Consider the following 19,222-nt stretch of genomic DNA (forward strand, 5'->3'; position numbering starts at 1 on the left):
AACCAACATTGCATTCGTGCCTTGTTTGTTTGGCGGGATCCGGTCCTTTCTCGGCCGGTTTCGCCGTTTTGTCTTTGCACCCTCCGCATGACGCCGACGAGACCGCCTCGATTGGGGCTGCCTACGGTCCTCTTCGCGCAATTGGAGATTTGCCATGAACTCTTGGATCCCCTCGATGGGCGTCGCAGCGTTGCTCGCCGTTGGGCTCGCGGCGGGTGCCCTCGCTCAGGATGTTGTGGAAGCCCGTCAGGATTCCATGAGCGCGATCGGCGACGCGATGAAGCCGCTGCGCCCGATGTTCAGCGGCGAGGCGACCTATGATCCTGCGACCGTGCGCGCGTCGGCCGACATCGTCGCCGAGCACGCTGGCGCCCCCCTCATCGCGCTGTTCCCGGAGGGGAGCCGCAACCCGGATTCGGCCGCGCTCCCGGCGATCTGGGAGAATTGGGCCGAGTTCGAGGCGCTCGCGAACAAGCTCGGCGTCGTGGCGAAGGGCCTCGCCCTCGCAGCCGACAACACCGAGGCGGCCGCCCCGAGCGGCGGCGCGTCGATGGGCGCGCTGATGGGGGCCGCCCCCGCGCCGGCCCCGGACGCCGCCCTCACGGCCGAGGCGCTCGGCGAGAAGCCGGCCGCCGAAGTGTTCAAGATGGTGGGGGACACGTGCGGCTCCTGCCACTCCCAGTTCCGCGAGAAACGCTCCTGATGCGAACGCTTCTCTCCCTGGTCATCGCCGCACTGATTGGTGCGGCGATCGGCTTTGGAGCGCTCGTGATGTGGCCGATCGGCGGCACGACGTCGATCGACGCCAGCCTTGAAGGCGACGCCCAGCGCGGTGCCTATCTCGCGCGCACGGGCGGCTGCATCAGCTGCCACAGCGACTTCGCCAAGGGCGGCGCGCCGCTCGCGGGCGGGCCGGCGCTCGACACGCCTTTCGGCGTCTTCCACGCCCCGAACCTCACCAGCGACACGGCGGCCGGCATCGGCGGCTGGTCGCTCGCCGACTTCGCGACGGCGGTGCGCGAGGGCGTCTCGCCGGACGGCGAGCCCTACTATCCGGTCTTCCCCTACGAGTTCTATGCGGGCCTCAGCGACCAGGAGGTCGCCGACCTCTACGCCGCCTTCAAGACGGTGCCGGCGGTCGCGACGCCCGCGCCCCCGCACGAACTCGGCTTCCCCTTCAACCAGCGCCCGACACTGAAGCTCTGGCGCGCGCTCTTCGCCGCCGACCCGTCCGCCGAGGCTGCGCCCGGCGGAAAGAGCGAAGCCTGGCAGCGCGGGCGCCACCTCGTCACCTCGGTCGTCCATTGCGGCGCGTGCCACACCCCGCGCAACATCGTCGGCGGCCTGGAGGAGAGCGAGGCGTTCGGCGGCAGCGACATGCTGCCCGGCGGCGGCGTCGCCCCGTCGATCACGGCCGCGCGCCTCGGCGAGGACGGATGGACGGTCGCGAGCCTCGCCTACGCGCTGAAGAGCGGGGTGATGCCGTCGGGCGACGCGTTCGGCGGCGAGATGGCCGCCTTCGTGGAGGGCGCGACCCAGTTTCTGACCGACGACGACCGCACCGCGATCGCCACCTACCTCGTCGAAGGGCCCTGACCGTCACCCGAACGCATCGGTCGGCCCGTCTCGTGAGCCCTCCGGGCCACTTTGGGGCGGAATCTAACAGGAACGATGGATCTTTAGTGGCATACTCGCGTTGGTGCCGGTGACCATCGCGCAAGGCGGTGAATTGTCGCCGCTCGCAGCTTTTCGTTTCGTCTCTTCCGGGGGAATTTTGTCGGTGTTTATGTGTTCGACCAAACGAGCGGAGCGCGGCCGGCCCGCGTCTCCTTTAAGGGCTATGAAGTGAGCGGGGGCGTCTCTCGCCGGCATCTCCTGATCGGCGCCAGTGCCCTCGCGGTGAGCGGCTGCACGATGGCCGATCAGGGGCCGTATGTGGTCGAGGAAACGAGCCCGACCCAGTACGCGCTGATGTATGGGCCGGTTCGTGACGAGCCTTATCCGATCCCTGCGGTCAACCTCTCCAAGATCGATCCGAAATTCTATCGCCGCCAGGTGCGCGACCCGACCGGCGAGAAGCCGGGCACTCTCGTCGTCGACACGCCGAGCCGCTATCTCTACCTCGTGCAGGAGCGGGGCATGGCGATGCGCTACGGTATCGGCATCGGCCGGCAGGGCTTCGACTGGGCGGGTGACGCGACCATCAAGATGAAGCGCGAATGGCCGACCTGGACCCCGCCGCCGGAGATGGTCGACCGTCAGCCCGAGCTTGAGAAGTATCGGGACGGCATGGAGCCGGGGGTGCACAACCCGCTCGGCGCCCGCGCCCTCTACCTGTTCGAGGGCAACCGGGACACGCTCTATCGCCTGCACGGGACGCAAGAGGCCTTCTCGATCGGCCGCGCCGTGTCGTCCGGCTGCGTGCGTCTTCTCAACCAGGACATCATCGACCTCTACAATCGGGTTCCGGTGAACTCGAAGGTGAAGGTCCGCCCGCTCGACGCGCCGGCCCTCAGCGTCTGAGGCCTGGCGCGCGTCGGGCGCGCGATGTGAAGCCCCGCCGCGTGTGCGGCGGGACTTCGCGATCGATCGTCAGGCCGCCTTCGCGTAGCGTGCCCGCTCGGCCTCGGTGAGGGCCGGGTAGTCGACATAGCCGCGCGCGTCGCCGCCATAGAAGGTCGACTGGTCCCACTCGGCGAGCGGGGCGTCGATCGCGAGACGCTCCACGAGATCCGGGTTGGAGATGAAGAGCCGCCCGAAGCAGACGAGGTCGGCGAGGCCGTCCTCCACACGCTCGATCGCGAGATCGCGCGTGTAGCTGTTGTTGCCCATGTAGAGCCCGGAGAAGTGCTCCTTCAGCGTCCAGGGCTTGAACGGCGCCGGATCGCGGTCGCCGCGCGTCACGCCCTCGATGACGTGGAGATAAGCAAGGCCCCGCGCCGAGAGCGCCTCGGTGTAGGCGGTGAAGACCGGGCCGGGGTTGGAGTCGGCGACATCGTTCGCCGGGCTCACCGGCGAGATGCGGATGCCGACGCGGTCGGCACCCAGGACGCCCGTCACCGCGTCCACCACTTCCAGCGGGAAGCGGATCCGGTTCTCGATCGAGCCGCCGAATTCATCCTCGCGCAGGTTGGTCTTGTCGGCCAGGAACTGGTGGAGGAGGTAGCCGTTCGCGGAGTGGATCTCCGCGCCGTCGAACCCTGCGGCACGCGCATTCTCGGCCGCCTTCGCGAAATCCTCGGCGATGCGGGGGAGTTCGCTCGCCGCAAGCACGCGGGGCGTCGGGATGTCCTTGAAGCCGTCGGCAGTGAAGGCCTTCCCGTTCGGCCTCACGGCGGACGGGGCGACGGGGAGGGCGCCGCCCGGCTGAAGGTCGGGATGGGAGACGCGGCCCACATGCCACAGCTGGATGAAGATCTTGCCGCCCGCCTCGTGGACGGCGTCTGTCACCCGCTTCCAGCCCTCAACCTGATCGGGGGAGTGGATGCCGGGCGTCCAGGCATAGCCCTTGCCCTCCTGGGTGATCTGGCTGCCTTCGCTGATGATGAGGCCTGCGCTCGCCCGCTGGCGATAATATTCGACGTGCATGTCGGTCGGGACGTCACCGGGGCCGGCGCGGCTGCGCGTGAGGGGCGCCATCACGATCCGGTTCGCAAGCCGGTTCGGCCCCATCTCGATGGGCTCGAAGAGCTTCGACTTCGCCATTGAGAACTTCCTTCATGGTGGGCGACTTCGCGCCGGCGGACGGGATCCGACGGCCTCAGGCGAAATAGTGTAGTGGCACGCAATCTTCCACCCCACCCCGATGCGGAGATTGTGGGCACGCGGTGCCCTGGCGTTCGGGCATGAAAAAAGGCGGGCAAGTGGCTTGCCCGCCTTTCAATGGAGAGTGGGGTCAGATCAGCCGAAGAAGCTGAGATTGAACCCGTCGTCGAGATCGGAGTCGACCTTGAAGACGCTGAGGTCGAGCTGCGTGAGGTCGACATCGTCGTAGCGCAGGCCGCGGACGAGGATCGTGCCGTCGCCGTCGACATCGCCGAGCAGGCCGTCGACGTTGCCGTCGATCAGCGAGACATCGATCAGCAGCCAGCCATTCTCGCCTTCGCTGAGGGCCGGCAGCAGGTGCGTCGTGAAGTCGAAGGCCGGCGGCGGGTTGCGGCCTGTCGTGCGCAGCGAGATGAAGGCCGACAGGTCGATGATGTCGGTGCCATGCTCGAAGCCGTAGATGATGTCTTCGCCCGTGTCGATGAAGGCGTCTTCCTCGATGACGCCACGCACGAGGAAGCGGTCGGCGCCGAAGCTGCCGAACATCATGTCGTCGCCTTCGCCGGTGACGATCACGTCGTCGCCAGCGCCGCCGAACATCCGGTCGTCGCCTTCGCCGCCAAAGATGACGTCGTCGCCGTCTTCGCCGAACATGCGGTCATTGCCTTCGAGGCCGAAGAGGACGTCGTTGCCCTCGCCGCCCCAGACGCGGTCGAGACCGAGCCCGCCGATGACGACGTCGTTGCCTTCGTCGCCGAAGAGGAAGTCGTTGAACTGGCCGAGCGCGTCGCCGATCGAGATGAACGCGCCGGTGAGCTCGGAGACGATCTCCTCGATGGTGGGGGCGTCCTCGCCGAGATCCTCTTCCGGATTCTCGGCCTGCGCCGCCATCGCCTCGATCAGGGGCAGGATGAAGTCGCCGACCGGACCGTCGGTCGGGAAGTCACCCATGACGAGGTCCGCGCCTTCGCCGCCATGGACGCGGTCGCGCCCGGCGCCGCCGATGAGGAAGTCCTCGTCCTCGTCGCCGTAGATTTTGTCGTTGCCGGAGTTGCCGAGGATGATGTCCTCGCCTTCGCCGCCATGGATCGTGTCCGGGCCGCCGATGACGGTGAGGCCCCAGAAATCGCCGAAGATGAGGTCGTCTTCCGCGCCGGCGTTGAACATGTCGCCGCGCGTGCCGCCGAGCATGACATCGACGAGGTCCGTGCCGGTCAGCACGTCACGGCTGAACGGACTGCCGAGGAGGATCTCGCCGAGCGGGCGGATGAAGGTCTCGGCGAAGTCGCTAGTCTGCTGCTGGAAGGGATCGGCCGTGCCAAGGATGAGGCCTTGGACGATCGTTGCGCCTTCCGGGATAACGCCGCTCTCGGGGACGGGCACGTATGCCCCTAACTGCGTGTCGTAGTAGACCTCGATCGGGACTGTCTTACGGAAGCCGTAGGCCCAGGGTGCGCCGCCGACGAGGGGGTTGTCCGCTTCGGAGTCGACGATCCCGTTCTCGCCGACGAAGCCGATATCGTAGGTCTCGCCGTCGCCGATGTGCTCGATCGCGACGAGACGCGTGCCGCCGCCGCCACCGAAGGACTGGTAGAATTCGGAGACGTAGAGGACGCCGTCCACCACATCCATCTGCCAGGTGTAGGTGGCGCCGTTGCGCGGATGGAGGCCTTCATCCTCGAAGCCGGTGTCGGTGACCTCTTCCCAGGAGTCCCGATCGAGCGGGGTCTGGGTGCGGTAGAGGCTCGCGCCGCGCTGCTGGCCCTGCTGCTCGTCGAAGCCGTAGTTCACGCTGCCGACGTAGAACCAGTCGCCATATTGGATGATCTGCATGACGCCATCGTCGTTGATGGGGTCCTGCGAGTTGTCGAAATTTTCCGGGATCGGGGTGGCGTCGATCGGGATGAGGCCGCTCGTCGTGCCGTCATAGACGTCTTCGATATCGTCCGGGGTGACGGCGTAGAGCTTGTAGGGGAACCAGCCGCCGAAGAAGATCGTCTCCTCACCCGTGTCGGGGTCGGTGAAGATGTCGATCTCGGAGATCACCGAGACATAATCGGCCGTGGTGCCGTCGAAGGTAGTGAGGAGCGTCCACTCCGGAACGCCGCCTTCTTCCGTGTAGAGCCAGACCTGCGCGCCATCGGTGAGATTCTCGGTGCCAACGAGGAGGCCGGGGACGCCGTTGATGTCGACCGAGGTGAGGGCGCGGATCGAGCGGGTGCCCTCGACGTCGAGCGGGCCACCTTCCATGAGGCTCCAGTCGGTGCCGTCGGACGAGCGGAAGATCTTGGCTTCGTTGTCGCCGCCATTCGCGACGTTGTAGATCAGCGAAGTCGAGGTGGAGGCGTAAATATGGTCATTGAAGGTGACCATGTCCCGGAAGCCGATGTCGCCGTCGTCAAGCTCGCCGTTCGACATGTCGACGCTGAAGACCTGCGTCCATTCCTGGTCCACGAAATCGTAGCGCCAGATCTCGCCACCGTCGGAGTGGATGAGGTTCGCGAGGTCCTGTTCCAGGAATTCCTGGAGCGCTTCGGGATCGCGCAGGAGTTCGTCATTGAAGAAGTTCGGGATGCCGACGGAAGACTTGCCGCCGATATAGACTTGCAGCGCAATGGCGCCGTCAAAATCCGTTTGCGAATTCAGCGTACCGACGTAGAGTTCCGGAGTGCCGTCGCCATCGCCGTCGAACAAGGACGACGACCAAGTGTACTTGTTCTGCTCGTTTCCAAACCCTTCTTCACCTTCAGGAGTCAGGGGGATGAACGAGTTCGTCGGAATTCCTTCATTGGTGATCGGCACGAACAAATAAAGTTCGGTGCCAAGGCCAGGCAGTGGTTCCATGAAATCGCGCTCCGAGGCGGGGTCAATAAAATTGTTTAGACAAATTATATCAGTCTTGATTTAATTTTGGAAGCAGCTTTGAGCTGCACAGACACGATTCGGAAATCAATTGAAATCAAGTTATTCCCTAAATGTGGCGCTACACGCATTGAGTCGCCACAAATAAGCTCAAATTGCCATTTGACGGTGAGCGGTGGTCGAATATCCGCTACTTCAGATTGAGTATTCGAGGCCGCGTCTCACCTCATCTCAGGGATGAGGTTCGGAATTGCTTCACCGTCGAAGTAAGCGCTGATGTTGTTGACCAGCAACGTCGCCGTTGCTTGCTGCGCCTCGTGGGCGAGCCCGCCGATGTGCGGGGTAAGGACGACGTTCGGGAGCGCGGCGAGCGCGGGCGGGATTCCGGGCTCGTTCTCGAACACGTCGAGCCCCGCGCCGGCGATCGTCCCCTCGCGGAGCGCGTCGACGAGGGCGGCGGTGTCGACGATGCTGCCACGCCCGACATTGACGAGATAGCCCGCCGGACCGAGCCGGGCGAGGACCCCCGCGTCGACCATGTGGAAGGTCGATGGGCCGCCGGGCGCCGCGATCAGGAGAATGTCCACGCGTTCGGCGAGCGCGCCGATATCGGCCACATACGTCCAGGGAAGGTCGGGCTTGGGGCCGGTCGCGGTGTAGAACACTTCCATCTCGAACCCCTCGCATCGCTTCGCGAGAGCGCGGCCGATCCCGCCCATGCCGACGATGCCGACCGTCTTGCCGCCGATCATCGGCCGCGTTCCGAGCACACCGCGCCATTCCCCGGCGCGCGCGCTCGCGTCGTAGGCCGGGATCTGGCGCACGGCGGCGAGGAGGAGGCCCATCGCGTGGTCGGCGACGGTCTTCGCGTTCGTCCCGGCCGCGTGGGTCACGCGCACGCCGCGCGCGGCGGCGGTCGCGATATCGACATTCTCGTAGCCGGTGCCGACGCAGGAGATCATCCCGAGCTTCGGCAGGGCGTCCATCTCGGCGGCGGTGAACCCTTGCGAGCCGGAGGTGATGACGATCTCGGCGGCGGCGCGTGCCTCGGGATCGACGGTGTCGACCCCCTCGCGCGCGTCGAACACGGGATAGGTCTCGCGCAGCACGCGGACATAGTGGCCCGCTTCCACGCGGACGAGGATAGGAGCAGTCATATTCAATTGAGGCTTCGTTGCAGCGAAAGCGGTCGAGGAGGCCGACCGAAGCCAGCCTCACACCCTCGCGGCATTTGTGCAAGGGCGCGGGGCGCCCTTGCGTGCGCGGCTCAGTTGGCGGCGCGCTGGAAGGTGGCGGTGCCGTCCGCGTCGAGGAACTCCACCGTCAACGCGGAGACCGCGTCGCCGTCCCGCTTGAAGGTGAGGGCGGAGATCGACCCTTTCGGCATCGACTCGTTGAAGACCGGGAAGGAGAAGACGTCGCCCGACCAGTGCGTGAGGTCGTAGGTCTGTCCGGCGGGGCCCAGCGTCAGGACGAGCGCGCCGTCGGTGTCGGCGACCTTGGCGGGGCCGAAATAGTCGTTCGTGAAGTCGCCGGCATAGTCGGTGAGGGGAGCGGCCGGGGCGGCGTCGGCGGGCGCGGTCTTGCCGACGAGCGAGCCGATCGGCTCCAGCATCGGGGTGAGGTGCGGGCCGATGATGGCGAGCCAGTCGTTCGTCGTTTCGCCGTCGATCGCTAGGTCCATGAACTCCGCGCCGATCGCCTCCACCGCGCCGACCGGGGCGCCGTTGGAGAAGGTCACGATGCCGAGATTTTGGGACGGGAGCATCATGTAGTTGGTGCCGGTGCCGAGTTGGAACGCGCCCGAGTGGCTGAGCACGACCGGGCCCGGCCCGTGCGTCCCGACGCCGATCCCGTAGCCGTAGAAGGATGGGAGCGCCGCCATCGAGTCCGAGGCGCGCGAGACCGATTGCGGGGTCACCGCCGGCAGGAGCGCCTTCTCCTTGATGAACGCCTCGCCGTCGAGCTTGCCGTTCGCCAACACCATGATCATCCAGCGCGAGAAATCCTCCACGGTGGAGCTGACGCCGCCCGCGGGCGACTGCGGATCGGGCGCGCGCTGGGCGAGCGCGGCGAAGGCGCCATCGACGCGCACATGGCCGACCGCGCGGTCCTCGTGGGCGAGGAAGTCCGCAAGGCGTGAACTCGTGGAAGTCATGCCGAGGGGCTTGTAGAGGGCCTCGTCCGACAGCGTCTCCCACTCCGTGCCGACGGCTTCGGCGACGGCCTCGGCCCCGGTGGTGAGCCCGTAATTCGTGTAGGCGTAGCTGATGCGGAAAGGGTCGAGGGGGAAGGTGCGCAGCCGCTCGATGATGGTCGCGCGGTCGAAGCCGATATCCTCGAGATCGTCGCCCGCATGGTCGGGCAGGCCCGAGCGGTGCGAGAAGAGGTCGCCGACCGTGACGTGCGCGCCGACCCAGGGATCCGCGAGGTCGAAGGTGGGGAGCAGCGTCTTCACCGGTGTCGTCCAGGAGACCTTGCCCTCGCTCACCTGGCGCGCGACGACGCTGCTCGCGAGCGACTTCGAGAGCGAGGCGATCTGGAAGACGGTGTCCGCCCCGACCGCGCCGTCCTTGCCGAGCTCGCGCACGCCGAAGCCCTTCGCGTAGATCATCGTCCCGTCATGGACGACCGCGACGGCGATGCCGGGAACGTGCGAGCGTTCCATGATGCGCGTGACGATCCCGTCGAGCGCGTCGACGGCGGAGGTGATCCGCGCGTCCGCCGCCTCGTCCGCGAGGGCGGCACCGCCGAGGAGGACGCTCAGTCCCAGCGCCGCGCCATATCTGAAGATGTACCGTTGTTTCTCGTATTTCGGTCGCATCCGCGCTCCTCCCTCAGGTCTCGTCAAGTATCGGTCAAGCGGATGTACACGGATCAACCATCCGGCCGCCAGTGCGCTTATGCGCCACGCCGGGGCGCGGGCAAAGCGCCGAATGCCACCACTAGGTGGCTGCGACGAGGCTGAGATCGAGGACGTGGGTGACGATGCCGAAATAGAGGAGGAGGCCCGTGAGGTCGACGATCGTGGTGAGGGCGGGGCCGGAGACGACGGCGGGGTCCTGGCGCGCCGCGACGGCGGCGACGGGGAGCACCGCGCCGATCAGCGTCGCGCTCACCACCTGCGCGGCGAGGGCGATCGCGATGGCGAGACCGATCGCGTTCAGCGTCAGCCCCTCCGGCACGTCCGCGCCGTTCGAGATCAGGAGAACCTTGAGGTAGGCGAACAGGAAAAGCGTCCCCGCCATCAGGAGGGAGACGCGGGTCTCGCGCCACAGGATCCGCGCCGCGTCGCGGGCGGTGACGTCGCCGAAGCTGATCGCCCGCGTCACGAGGCTCGCCGACTGGGTGCCGACATTGCCGCCGGTGTCGGCCACCATCGGCATGTAGAGGGCGAGGATCACGAGCGCGTCGAGCGCGTCCTCGTAGACGTGGACGACATAGCCCGCCGCGAGCCCCGCGACGGCAAGGCTCAGCACCCACGGGACGCGCCGCCAGAAGTCGGCCCAGACCGAGAGGTCGAGGTAGTCGTCCTTCTGCTCGCCGACGATGCCGACGGCCTTGTTCGTGTCGTCCTCCACCTTCTCGATGAGGTAGCGGTGGGCCGCGAGCGCCGGGACGAGGCCTCGCACCGTCCCGTCCGCCGCGACGACCGGGAGCGCGGGGAGGGCCTCGTCCACCAATTCGTGCGCGGCCTCCTCGGCCGTCCAGTCGGGCTCCGCGGGCGTCGCGGTGCGCTGGATCCCCGCGACCGGGGCGGCGGGGTCGGCCCGCAGACAGTCACGCAGCGTCGCGATGCCGAGGAGGCGGCCATCGGCGTCGGTGATGCAGGCGACGTCGCCCACCTCCTGCGACGCCGCGGCGAGGCGCGCGGCGACCTCTCCGCACGGCGTTTCGGGAGCGGCGCGGACGATGTCGAGCCGGGTGATGGTCTCGATCGGGTCGAACGGGGTCGGCGGGTCCGGGCGGGGCGAGGTGTCGGGCATCGGTGGCTTTTCAGTTCGGCGCAGAGAGCCGGAGCCTAGCCGATCGCCCATGACAGGGCGGTAACGACGGCGGGCCGGGCGCGGCGAAACATGGCAAGATTGCGTTATCCGTCCGTTTGTTCACTTGAGCCGCAATAACGAAGTGATAAAAGTGCAAAAGCACATCGACGAAAACAAAAAGTCGAAGCAAAACGGCGGCTCTTCGGTCGATGTGTCACGGTGTGACCTGACCACGGTGCCCGCCTCTCCGGGAGGGCACGGATTTGGCGACGGTCGGCTTCAACGATTTCACCCCATCGACCAACGACAGCGACTATCGCTGGTGGCAGGCGAACCCTTCCATCGAGTACACGGTGAACCTCGCGCTCGACACGCTCGACGAGATCTACACCTTCGTCGCCTACGTCCCCCTCAACGAGGATTATACGTTGCCCGGGACGTTCAATCTCAACGCCAATGTCGCCTACGCGGCGACGGGGGCGGGGGACGACACGATCAACTTCCCGACCGTGATGGCCGACCCCGACGATCCGTCGCTGCTGCCGTCCTACACGATCACGGTGGTCGCCGGATCGGGCAACGATACGATCAACAAGGTGCCCGATTTCGGCGTCAACAACGCGACGACCATCACGCTGATCGCCTATGGCGGTGCGGAAAGCGACCTCATCAATGGCGGGAAGCAGAGCGACTTCCTCCACGGCGATTCCTACAACACCATCAATTTCAGCAACACGCTCGTCCAGAACAACCAGCTCGCCTTGCCGACGCCGGATTCGGCCGCGGGCGATGACAGCCTGTTCGGCTATCGCGGCAGCGACACCATCCATGGCGGCGCCGGCAACGACGTGATCGACGCCGGCCCGCGCGGCTATGGCGACACCGATGTCGTGACGGGCGGACCCGGGGCGGACAATTTCCTCCTCAGCTACAACGCGGACGGGACCGCCGGCGGCACGGACTTCTGGTCGATCTGGGCGCAGAACCTCGTCAACGACGAGGTCGGCCAGGTCGTCAGCTCCGTGGTCGCCGATCTCCTCGGCGCGGGCGCGAGCATCGCCGACGGCATCGCGCTCGGCGGGCTCGGCCAGATCCTCGGGGCGAGCGTCGAATCCTTCGTCGACTTCCTCATCGCACTCGAGGCGAGCCCCACGCCGAGCAGCGGTCCCGACGTGCTTGTCGTCACCGATTTCGACCCGAGCGAGGACGTCATCTTCGTCCCCGTCGCGCAGAACGTGACGCTCAACAACTCGGTCGAGTTCTTCCAGAATGCCGCGGGGGTCAACGGCTGGGGGATCAAGTTCTCCGACAATGACAGCAACACCTATGCGGAGGTGATGCTGAGCGAGGACTTCCTCAAATCCGTCGGCGTGTCGCAGGAGCAATCGAACACCGCGCAGGCCCTCCTCCAAAGCGTCCTGTCGCGCTCCACCGTGATCGAATCGGATGGCGGCTTCGACTCGCTCACCTCGCAGAACGTGCTGAGCCTTCTGCCGGGCGGCGGCTATAGCGCGCCGTCGAACACGCCCGTGGTGCCGGCCGGCACCAAGCTCGCCGCGTGGGGTGCGATCGGCCCGATCGTGGCGGACGGCAGCGTCGCGGGCATCGGCGACGCCGGGACGATCAATTTCGGCACCCAATATTCCGACGCGCTGACCAGCAACCCGCACTTCGTGAATCCGGCCGACTTCACCCTCTCCGACAGCGGCCCCCTGCCGACCCTCATCCAGGGCTATGCCGGCAACGACCTCATCTTCGGCACGACCCATTCCGACACCCTCGCGGGCGGCGACGACAACGACGTCATCTACACCTTCATGGCCGACATCGAGAATGGCGAGCTCGTCCCGGAGACGGTGACGGGCGGGCGCGGGGCCGACACGGTCTATACCGGGGCGAGCGGCGGCACCTTCGATGGCGGCGACGGCGGCGACACGCTGATCTTCTTCTACGGCGAGCAGATCGATAGCTCGAAGACCCCGGCCAAGGCCTATCAGGTGGTGATTGACCTCACCGCCACGACCCCGATCATCATCGACGCGGTGCCGACCGGCAGTACGAATGTGGCGCCGGACAGCACGACCCCGCCCTTCACCACCGCGCTCAACACCTACTCGGTGACGAATTTCGAGACCTTCATCGGCGGCCCCCTCAACGACTGGGTGCGCGGGTCGAACGGCACGACGATCGGCGGCGGGGCGGGGCCGGACTATCTCGATATCGGCGCCGGCGACATGGGGCTCACCTACCAGACCTCGGCCAAGGGGGTGACGGCCGTCCTGCAGCAGGGCCTTCTGGAGCTGAAGGGCGGGGACGCGACGGGCGACGTGCTCGTCAACATGATGACCGGCTCGACCTACAACGTCTCGAGCCTCACCGGCTCGGAGGAGAACGATTCCCTCTATATCGTGGCGAGCGGGACCACGATGTACGGCCTCGGCGGCACCGACACGTTCGGCCTCTTCTTCGATCCGAACAACACTGTCTCGATGGTGGAGATCCCCGATTTCGGGCAGGACGACATCATCGACCTGCGGAAAATCGGCGCGACTTCGTTCGGACAGCTGCAAATCATCGATGGGTTCGCATTCGAGTACACCGATCCCACGACCAATCAGCAGCTGCGCGCCCTCCTCAACGACAATAATCTCCCGCTGACCGCCTCCAACTTCATCTTCGCGTCGGCGGCGAGCGGAACGGCGGTCGGCTCGCGCCGTGACGACGGCATCGTGGGCGGGGGCGACGACGACCAGTTCGACGGGCGCGGCGGCGACGACGCGCTCCACGGCAACGACGGCGACGACGAGCTCATCGGTCGGCAGGGGAACGACCTCCTCATCGGCGGCAACGGCAGGGACTCGCTCCTCGGCGGGGCAGGCAGCGACCGGCTCGAAGGCGGGCGCGGCGCCGACAGCGCCCACGCCGGCGGCGGGGCGGACTATGTGCACCTCGGCGCGGGGGCCGATATCGGCCGCGGCGGCGCGGGAGACGACACCCTCCATGGCGGCGGCTCGGCCGACACGCTCACCGGCGGCAGCGGCGACGACGAGATCCTCGGCCAGAATGGCGAGGACGTGCTGCGCGGCATGGACGGGGACGACCGGCTCCTCGGCGGGGCGGGCGAGGATGTGCTTTTTGGCGGCGCCGGGGACGACACGCTGACGGGCGGGCTCGACGCCGACCGCATGGCGGGCGGGGAGGGGGAAGACCTCTTCCTCCTGCGCTTCGGCGACATCGAGGGCGACATCATCGTCGATTTCGACGCGGGCGAGGGCGACCGGATCACGATCGCCGATGACCGTGCCCTCACCGTGAGCGAAGTCTCGGACGGCATCTTCAGCGTCACCGACGGCCGCTTCACGCAGACTTTCGAGGCCGCGGGCGCCTCGCTCGATGATATCAGCGTGATTCTCGTCTGAAGGGCTCCAATCTTCGATTGACGGATGTGGTAGGGCGGTTGTAGAGCCGCCCCGCATCCCCCAACGAAGCGCAAGAGCCCGATCGCCGGATGTCGCACCGCTATTCCATCCATTCCGCCAGCGGCACGATCGAACAGGACGCCGAGGATCCGAAGGCCGCCCGTTCGCCGGAGCCCGCCGCGCTCGACCCGTTCGAGCAGGACCTTGAAGACGTCGCCAACGTGAAGGCGATCCCGACCATCCTCGACATCGTGTGCCGCCTCACGGGCATGCGCTTCGCCGCGGTCGCGCGCGTGACCGAGACGCGCTGGATCGCGCTGAGCGTGCGGGACGACATCGCCTTCGGCCTGCGCCCCGGCGGCGAATTGAAGGTGGAGACGACGCTCTGCCACGAGATCCGCCAGAGCGGCGAGGCGATCATCATCGACGATGTCGGCGCGGACGAGACCTACTGCCACCACCACACGCCGGCCTTCTACGGCCTCAAGAGCTACATCTCGATGCCGATCCTGCTGCCGGACGGCGCCTTCTTCGGCACGCTCTGCGCCATCGATCCCGAGCCGCGCAGGCTGAAGACGCCGGAGACGATCGAGATGTTCGAGATGTTCGCCGAGATCATCGGCGCCCAGCTCGGCGCGGCGCGGCGCACGCGCCAGGCGGAGGCGAGCCTTTTCGACGAGCGCGCGACGGCGGCGCTGCGCGAGCAGTTCATCGCCGTCCTCGGCCATGATCTGCGCAACCCGCTCGCCTCCATCGACGGCGGCGTCCGCCTGCTCCAGAAGGAGCCGCAGAGCGATAAATCGAAATATCTTCTCGGCCTCATGGCCGGGAGCGTGCTCCGTATGTCGGGTCTCATCGACAATGTGCTCGACTTCGCGCGCGGCCGTCTCGGCGGCGGGATCACGCTGGAGCGGGGGAGCGTGGAGCTGGAGCCGCTCCTCAACCATGTCGTCGAGGAGATTCGCCTCGTCGCGCCGGGGCGCGCGGTCGAGATGGAGGTCGACCTCTCGGGGCCGGTGCGCTGCGATCCCTCGCGCATCGGCCAGCTCGTCTCCAACCTCCTCGGCAACGCCATCCTGCACGGCGAGCCGGGCGCCCCGGTCCGCCTCGCCGCGACCGCGGACCGCAACACCCTCACGATCGCCATCGCGAACGAAGGCACCCCGATCGCGTCCGAGACGATGCCACGCCTCTTCCAGCCCTTCTTCCGGGGCGGCGCGAAGGAGGGGCAGGCGGGGCTTGGCCTCGGACTTCACATCTCGGCCGAGATCGCCAAGGCGCACGGCGGGCGGATCGACGTCCTGTCGACGGCGCAGGAGACGCGGTTCACCTTCACGATGCCCCTGCCGCGCTGACGCGCTGCGCCTTGCAGGGGGCGACGCAATCGGTCGCTTGCCATCCGCTTGACCGCCGCCGTTCGCTATTCGGCAGGGGTGCAGGAAACCTGCACCCGCAACTAAGGGCGCAGGTTACTGCATGCCTTTGCTCATGAAGTCTTCGACGATATTGGACATGTTGAACGACGTTCCACCCTGCACAGGGGGGTAGTCGGCGAGCGTTTGCAGGTGTTGTTGCATCAGAACGCCCATTGGCTGGATCAGCCATGATACTTTCTGCATGAGATGACCATAACCGTCGGTCGAGTCGTAGCTCTCGAACGGGTCTGCCCTGATGTTGAACACCAAAGGAACCGTCCGTGGGGTGAGGTTGGCGTAGTAGTCTTCTTTTGTTGAGAAGTGAAACTTCCAGGGCCCCATCCGCACCGCTGTCAAAATGCTTTCATAATAGTGAAAGATATGAGTGCGGTTTGACCTAGCCTGCTCGCCCTTCCAGTACGGTAGGTTATTGACGCCATCAATGTATTGCTGCTTCTCACTCATGACTTCGGCGTTCACGTCCTCTATTCCGGCCGCGGCCGCAAGGGTGGTGAACATATCCTGATGCGCCTGGATCCCGTTGAGCACCTTTCCAGGCTCGAGCACATTCGGCCAACGGACCATCGAGACGACTCGAACGCCGCCTTCATAGGTGGTCATCTTCTCGCCGCGGAATGGGGTCGTAGCGCCGTGCGGCCATGAGGCATGCTCTGGCCCATTGTCGGTCGAGTACCAGACGATCGTATTGTCGGCGAGGCCCTGCGCATCGAGCCAATCGAGGACCAGCCCGATATCGTGATCGTGCTGGAGCATACCTGAGCCGTGAAAGTCGGCCTCGGTGGTGAAGGTCTCGGCCGCGTAGCGCCACTCGTCATTCAGGCGCGTATAAAGATGCATGCGGCTGGTGTTTAGCCAGACGAAGAACGGCTCTCCTGCATTCTGGGCGTTCTTCATGAATTCCTCTGCAAGAGGGATCACTTCGCCTTCATCGAATCCTTTCATTCTTTCTTGTGTCAGAGGACCGGTGTCTTCGATGGTCTGATTGCCAACGACACCAAATCGAGGCTGGTCTGTGTCATCAAAAGTCTCAGATGCGAAGCTGTGGATGACACCCCGGGTTCCGAATTGCTCTTCGTAGGCCTCGAGGCTTCCAGAAAATTCTTCGCCAAATCGCTGATAGTCGCGTTGTTCAGCTTCTTCCTGCGTATTGAGATGATATAGATTGCCGAAAAACTCGTCGAAGCCATGGACTGTCGGCAGATGCTCATTTCGGTCACCGAGATGATTCTTGCCGAAGTGGCCGGTGCGATAGCCGATCTGCTTGAGCTGTTCCGCGAGTGTCGGTGACGCGGCCTGAAGGCCTAGAGGGGATCCAGGTTGTCCCACCGTCGTCATTCCGGACCGGATCGGATATTGACCGGTGATGAAGGCCGCGCGTCCTGCGGTGCAACTCGGCTGAGCATAGTGGTCGGTGAAGCGGATGCCCTCCTCGGCGATCCGGTCGATGTTCGGGGTCGTATAGCCCATCGTGCCAAGGCCGTAGGCCGACACGTTCTGCCACCCGATATCGTCGCCCCAGATAACGAGGATGTTGGGACGCTCCGGCGTTTGTGCCAAGGCAAGGCCGGTCCCGACCAAAGATACCGCGATCCCGGTCAAAAGAGCTCGAATCGAACACATGCGACCATTCCTCCATGAGTTGGAGCGGCATCCTCGCCAACATGGCAACTCATGGGGGCTGCCGCACATTCGCGCAAAGTGGTGTTGCAAGAAAGAGCAAGCCAGCGACGACTTTAGCATATCTTGGTGCTTCGGTCTCGCCTGAGGCGGTCGTCATTTCACGCAGAATTCGTCTCCGGGGCACCGTCATTGTTCGAATCGGGTGGCGCTGACACCGTCGCAAATGTGGATATAAAGTACGAGTTGTTTGGATAATGTTGCACGTGGGGAATTGTATTTTGAAGGAGCGCAGAGCGCGCACAGGCCATTCTCGGTCGGATTGCCAAGATCAAGGTCGGGGCGATGAACGGTCCGGCCGGGCCATGCCCGCCTGCGGGATCCGGCCCGTCCTGACGCAAGGGCCGCGCGGCTGATGCCGAAGCCACCTGCCAACATCGTCATCGGCGTCGACGATCGGCCGCCCGCCCTCCAGCTTCTGCTCCTCGGGATGCAGTACGCTTTCCTGCTGTGCGTCTATCTCGTCATCGTGGTGATCGTGGTTCACGCGGCGGGGGCGAGCAAAGAGGAGGCGCGCAGCCTCGTCTCGATGGCGATGCTCGCCTCGGCGGTCGGCACTGTCCTGCAGGCGCTTCATCGCGGGCCGGTCGGCTCCGGCTACCTCGCCCCGCCGGTCTTTTCCGCGATCTATCTCGGACCCTCGATCCTCGCGGTGAAGGCGGGCGGGCTTCCGGGCCTTGCCTGCATGACGGTGTGCGCTGGCCTCACCGAGATCGTGATCGCGCGCTACCTCCATCGCCTGCGCATCATCATGCAGCCGGCGATCACCGGCCTCACCATCTGCATCATCGCGATGGAGCTCGGCATCGTGGGGCTCCAGCATTCGCTCGGCATCGGCAAGGAGACGGCGCCGCACCTTGCGACCCATGTCGCGGTGGCGGGTCTCACCTTCGCCGTCGCGGTCGCCTTCACCGTCTGGGGGCGGGGGGTGTGGCGGCTCGTCTGCTCGCTGCTCGGCATGGTGGCGGGCGTCTCAGCCGCCTTCGCGTTCGGCCTCTTCGACGCGGATGGCCTCGCCGAGATCGCGGCGGCGCCCTGGCTCGCGCTCCCGAACCCCTCCTATATCGGCTTCGAGTGGGACCCCGGCCTGCTGCCCGCGTTCATCGCGGCGGGCGTCGCGGCCGCGATCCGCACCGTCGGCGTGGTGACGACCTGTCAGCGCGCGAACGACGCGTCCTGGAACCGGCCGAACTTCACGAACATCCGCAAGGGCATCCTCGCCGACGGGATCGGCTGCACCATCGCCGGGCTCGTCGGCGCGCCGGGGATGAATATCGGGCCGAGCCTCGTCGGCGTCTCGATCGCGACGGGCGTCACCTCGCGCTTCGTCGCCTACGCGGCCGCCACCGTCCTCGTCGCGCTCGCCTTCATGCCGAAGGTCGCCGACGTGTTCCTCCAGCTCCCGCTCGCGGTGGCGGGGGCGCTGCTGGTGTTCACCGCGTCCATCATGCTCGCGAGCGGGCTCCAGCTGATGCTGGCGCGCACGCTCGACATCCGCTTCACCTTCGTCATCGGGCTCGGCATCCTGCTGCCGCTCACCCGGCTGGTCTCCATCCAATATTTCGACGCGCTGCCGGGCTGGCTCGGGATCGTCACCAATAGCGGGCTCGCGCTCGGCCTCACGGCGGGGATCGGTCTCCTCCTCCTCTTCCGCATCGCATCCGGGCGCCACCAGGAGATCCTGTGGAAGCGCTCCGCCGATGCCCTCGCCGAGCTGGCCGTGGCGCTGAAGGTCAACAGCAAGGCGTGGGGGCTCACGAAGGAGGTGGTCGAGCGGGCGCTCGTGAACACGGAGAAGGCGATCGAGGCGTTGAAGGAAGGGCAGCTCATGCGCGAGCCGGTCGCGATCGGCGCGGCGGAGCGGGACGGTTCGCTGGAGATCGAGCTGCGCTACAAAGGCCTGCCGCTCTACCTGCCGGACCTCTCCGCCGAGGTCGCCGAGACGACCGAGGAGACGCCGGTCTTGATCGGTCTCCAGAATGTCGGCCTGCAGGTGTTCGTCGACCGCTCGATGACCATCACGCGCGGGTCCGAGACGACGCTGCGCCTCAGCTTCGACATGTAGGCAAGCGGGGCC

12 protein-coding genes are annotated in these 19,222 nt (G+C 66.1%); 6 read left to right on the plus strand and 6 right to left on the minus strand.

Annotated features, from left to right (window positions below; all coding sequences use genetic code 11):
- Nucleotides 1–154: 154 nt before the first annotated feature.
- From DBV35_RS05565 to DBV35_RS05575, 3 genes are all read left to right on the plus strand, one after another.
- The gene (locus DBV35_RS05565; protein WP_108659212.1) at nt 155–703 is read left to right on the plus strand and encodes a c-type cytochrome; all 549 of its coding nucleotides are present in this window, start codon (nt 155–157) and stop codon (nt 701–703) included.
- A complete protein-coding gene (locus DBV35_RS05570) occupies nt 703–1,596 on the plus strand; it encodes a c-type cytochrome (RefSeq protein WP_108659213.1) in 894 nt (297 codons plus the stop codon). Before DBV35_RS05565 ends, DBV35_RS05570 begins: the two co-directional genes overlap by 1 nt.
- A 318-nt stretch (nt 1,597–1,914) precedes the next feature.
- Entirely contained in the window at nt 1,915–2,523 is a 609-nt protein-coding gene (locus DBV35_RS05575; RefSeq protein WP_108660570.1) for a L,D-transpeptidase, read from the plus strand.
- A 69-nt stretch (nt 2,524–2,592) separates the two neighbouring features.
- On the opposite strand, the gene DBV35_RS05580 is transcribed toward DBV35_RS05575, so the two are convergent.
- The 5 genes from DBV35_RS05580 to DBV35_RS05600 all read right to left on the minus strand — a co-directional run bounded on the left by DBV35_RS05580 (nt 2,593) and on the right by DBV35_RS05600 (nt 10,613).
- Entirely contained in the window at nt 2,593–3,705 is a 1,113-nt protein-coding gene (locus tag DBV35_RS05580; RefSeq protein ID WP_108659214.1) for an alkene reductase, read from the minus strand.
- Nucleotides 3,706–3,900: 195 nt separating this feature from the next.
- Nucleotides 3,901–6,459, minus strand: a complete 2,559-nt coding sequence (locus tag DBV35_RS05585; protein ID WP_170134877.1) for a calcium-binding protein — start codon at nt 6,457–6,459, stop codon at nt 3,901–3,903.
- A 389-nt stretch (nt 6,460–6,848) separates the two neighbouring features.
- Nucleotides 6,849–7,784 (minus strand): NAD(P)-dependent oxidoreductase, encoded by a 936-nt coding sequence (locus DBV35_RS05590; protein WP_108659216.1) that lies wholly within the window; start codon nt 7,782–7,784, stop codon nt 6,849–6,851.
- Between the two features lie 110 nt (nt 7,785–7,894).
- A complete protein-coding gene (locus DBV35_RS05595; RefSeq protein ID WP_108659217.1) occupies nt 7,895–9,451 on the minus strand; it encodes a serine hydrolase in 1,557 nt (518 codons plus the stop codon).
- 121 nt (nt 9,452–9,572) lie between these two features.
- The gene (locus DBV35_RS05600; RefSeq protein WP_108659218.1) at nt 9,573–10,613 is read right to left on the minus strand and encodes a magnesium transporter; all 1,041 of its coding nucleotides are present in this window, start codon (nt 10,611–10,613) and stop codon (nt 9,573–9,575) included.
- A 263-nt stretch (nt 10,614–10,876) separates the two neighbouring features.
- Between DBV35_RS05600 and DBV35_RS05605 the strand changes: the two genes are divergently transcribed.
- Together DBV35_RS05605 and DBV35_RS05610 are read left to right on the plus strand one after the other, a co-directional pair.
- Nucleotides 10,877–14,032: a calcium-binding protein gene (locus DBV35_RS05605; RefSeq protein ID WP_108659219.1), complete on the plus strand. Its 3,156-nt coding sequence runs from the start codon at nt 10,877–10,879 to the stop codon at nt 14,030–14,032.
- A gap of 89 nt (nt 14,033–14,121) precedes the next feature.
- Entirely contained in the window at nt 14,122–15,387 is a 1,266-nt protein-coding gene (locus DBV35_RS05610; protein WP_108659220.1) for a GAF domain-containing sensor histidine kinase, read from the plus strand.
- A gap of 114 nt (nt 15,388–15,501) precedes the next feature.
- Here the strand turns inward: DBV35_RS05610 and DBV35_RS05615 are convergent, their stop codons facing one another.
- Complete coding sequence (locus tag DBV35_RS05615) at nt 15,502–17,088, minus strand: arylsulfatase (RefSeq protein WP_108659221.1); 1,587 nt, start codon at nt 17,086–17,088, stop codon at nt 15,502–15,504.
- Nucleotides 17,089–17,500: 412 nt separating this feature from the next.
- Here DBV35_RS05615 and DBV35_RS05620 point away from each other — a divergent pair, with 412 nt between their 5' ends.
- The gene (locus tag DBV35_RS05620; protein WP_108659222.1) at nt 17,501–19,210 is read left to right on the plus strand and encodes a uracil-xanthine permease family protein; all 1,710 of its coding nucleotides are present in this window, start codon (nt 17,501–17,503) and stop codon (nt 19,208–19,210) included.
- Nucleotides 19,211–19,222 lie beyond the last annotated feature (12 nt).

The organism is Acuticoccus kandeliae (assembly GCF_003073115.1).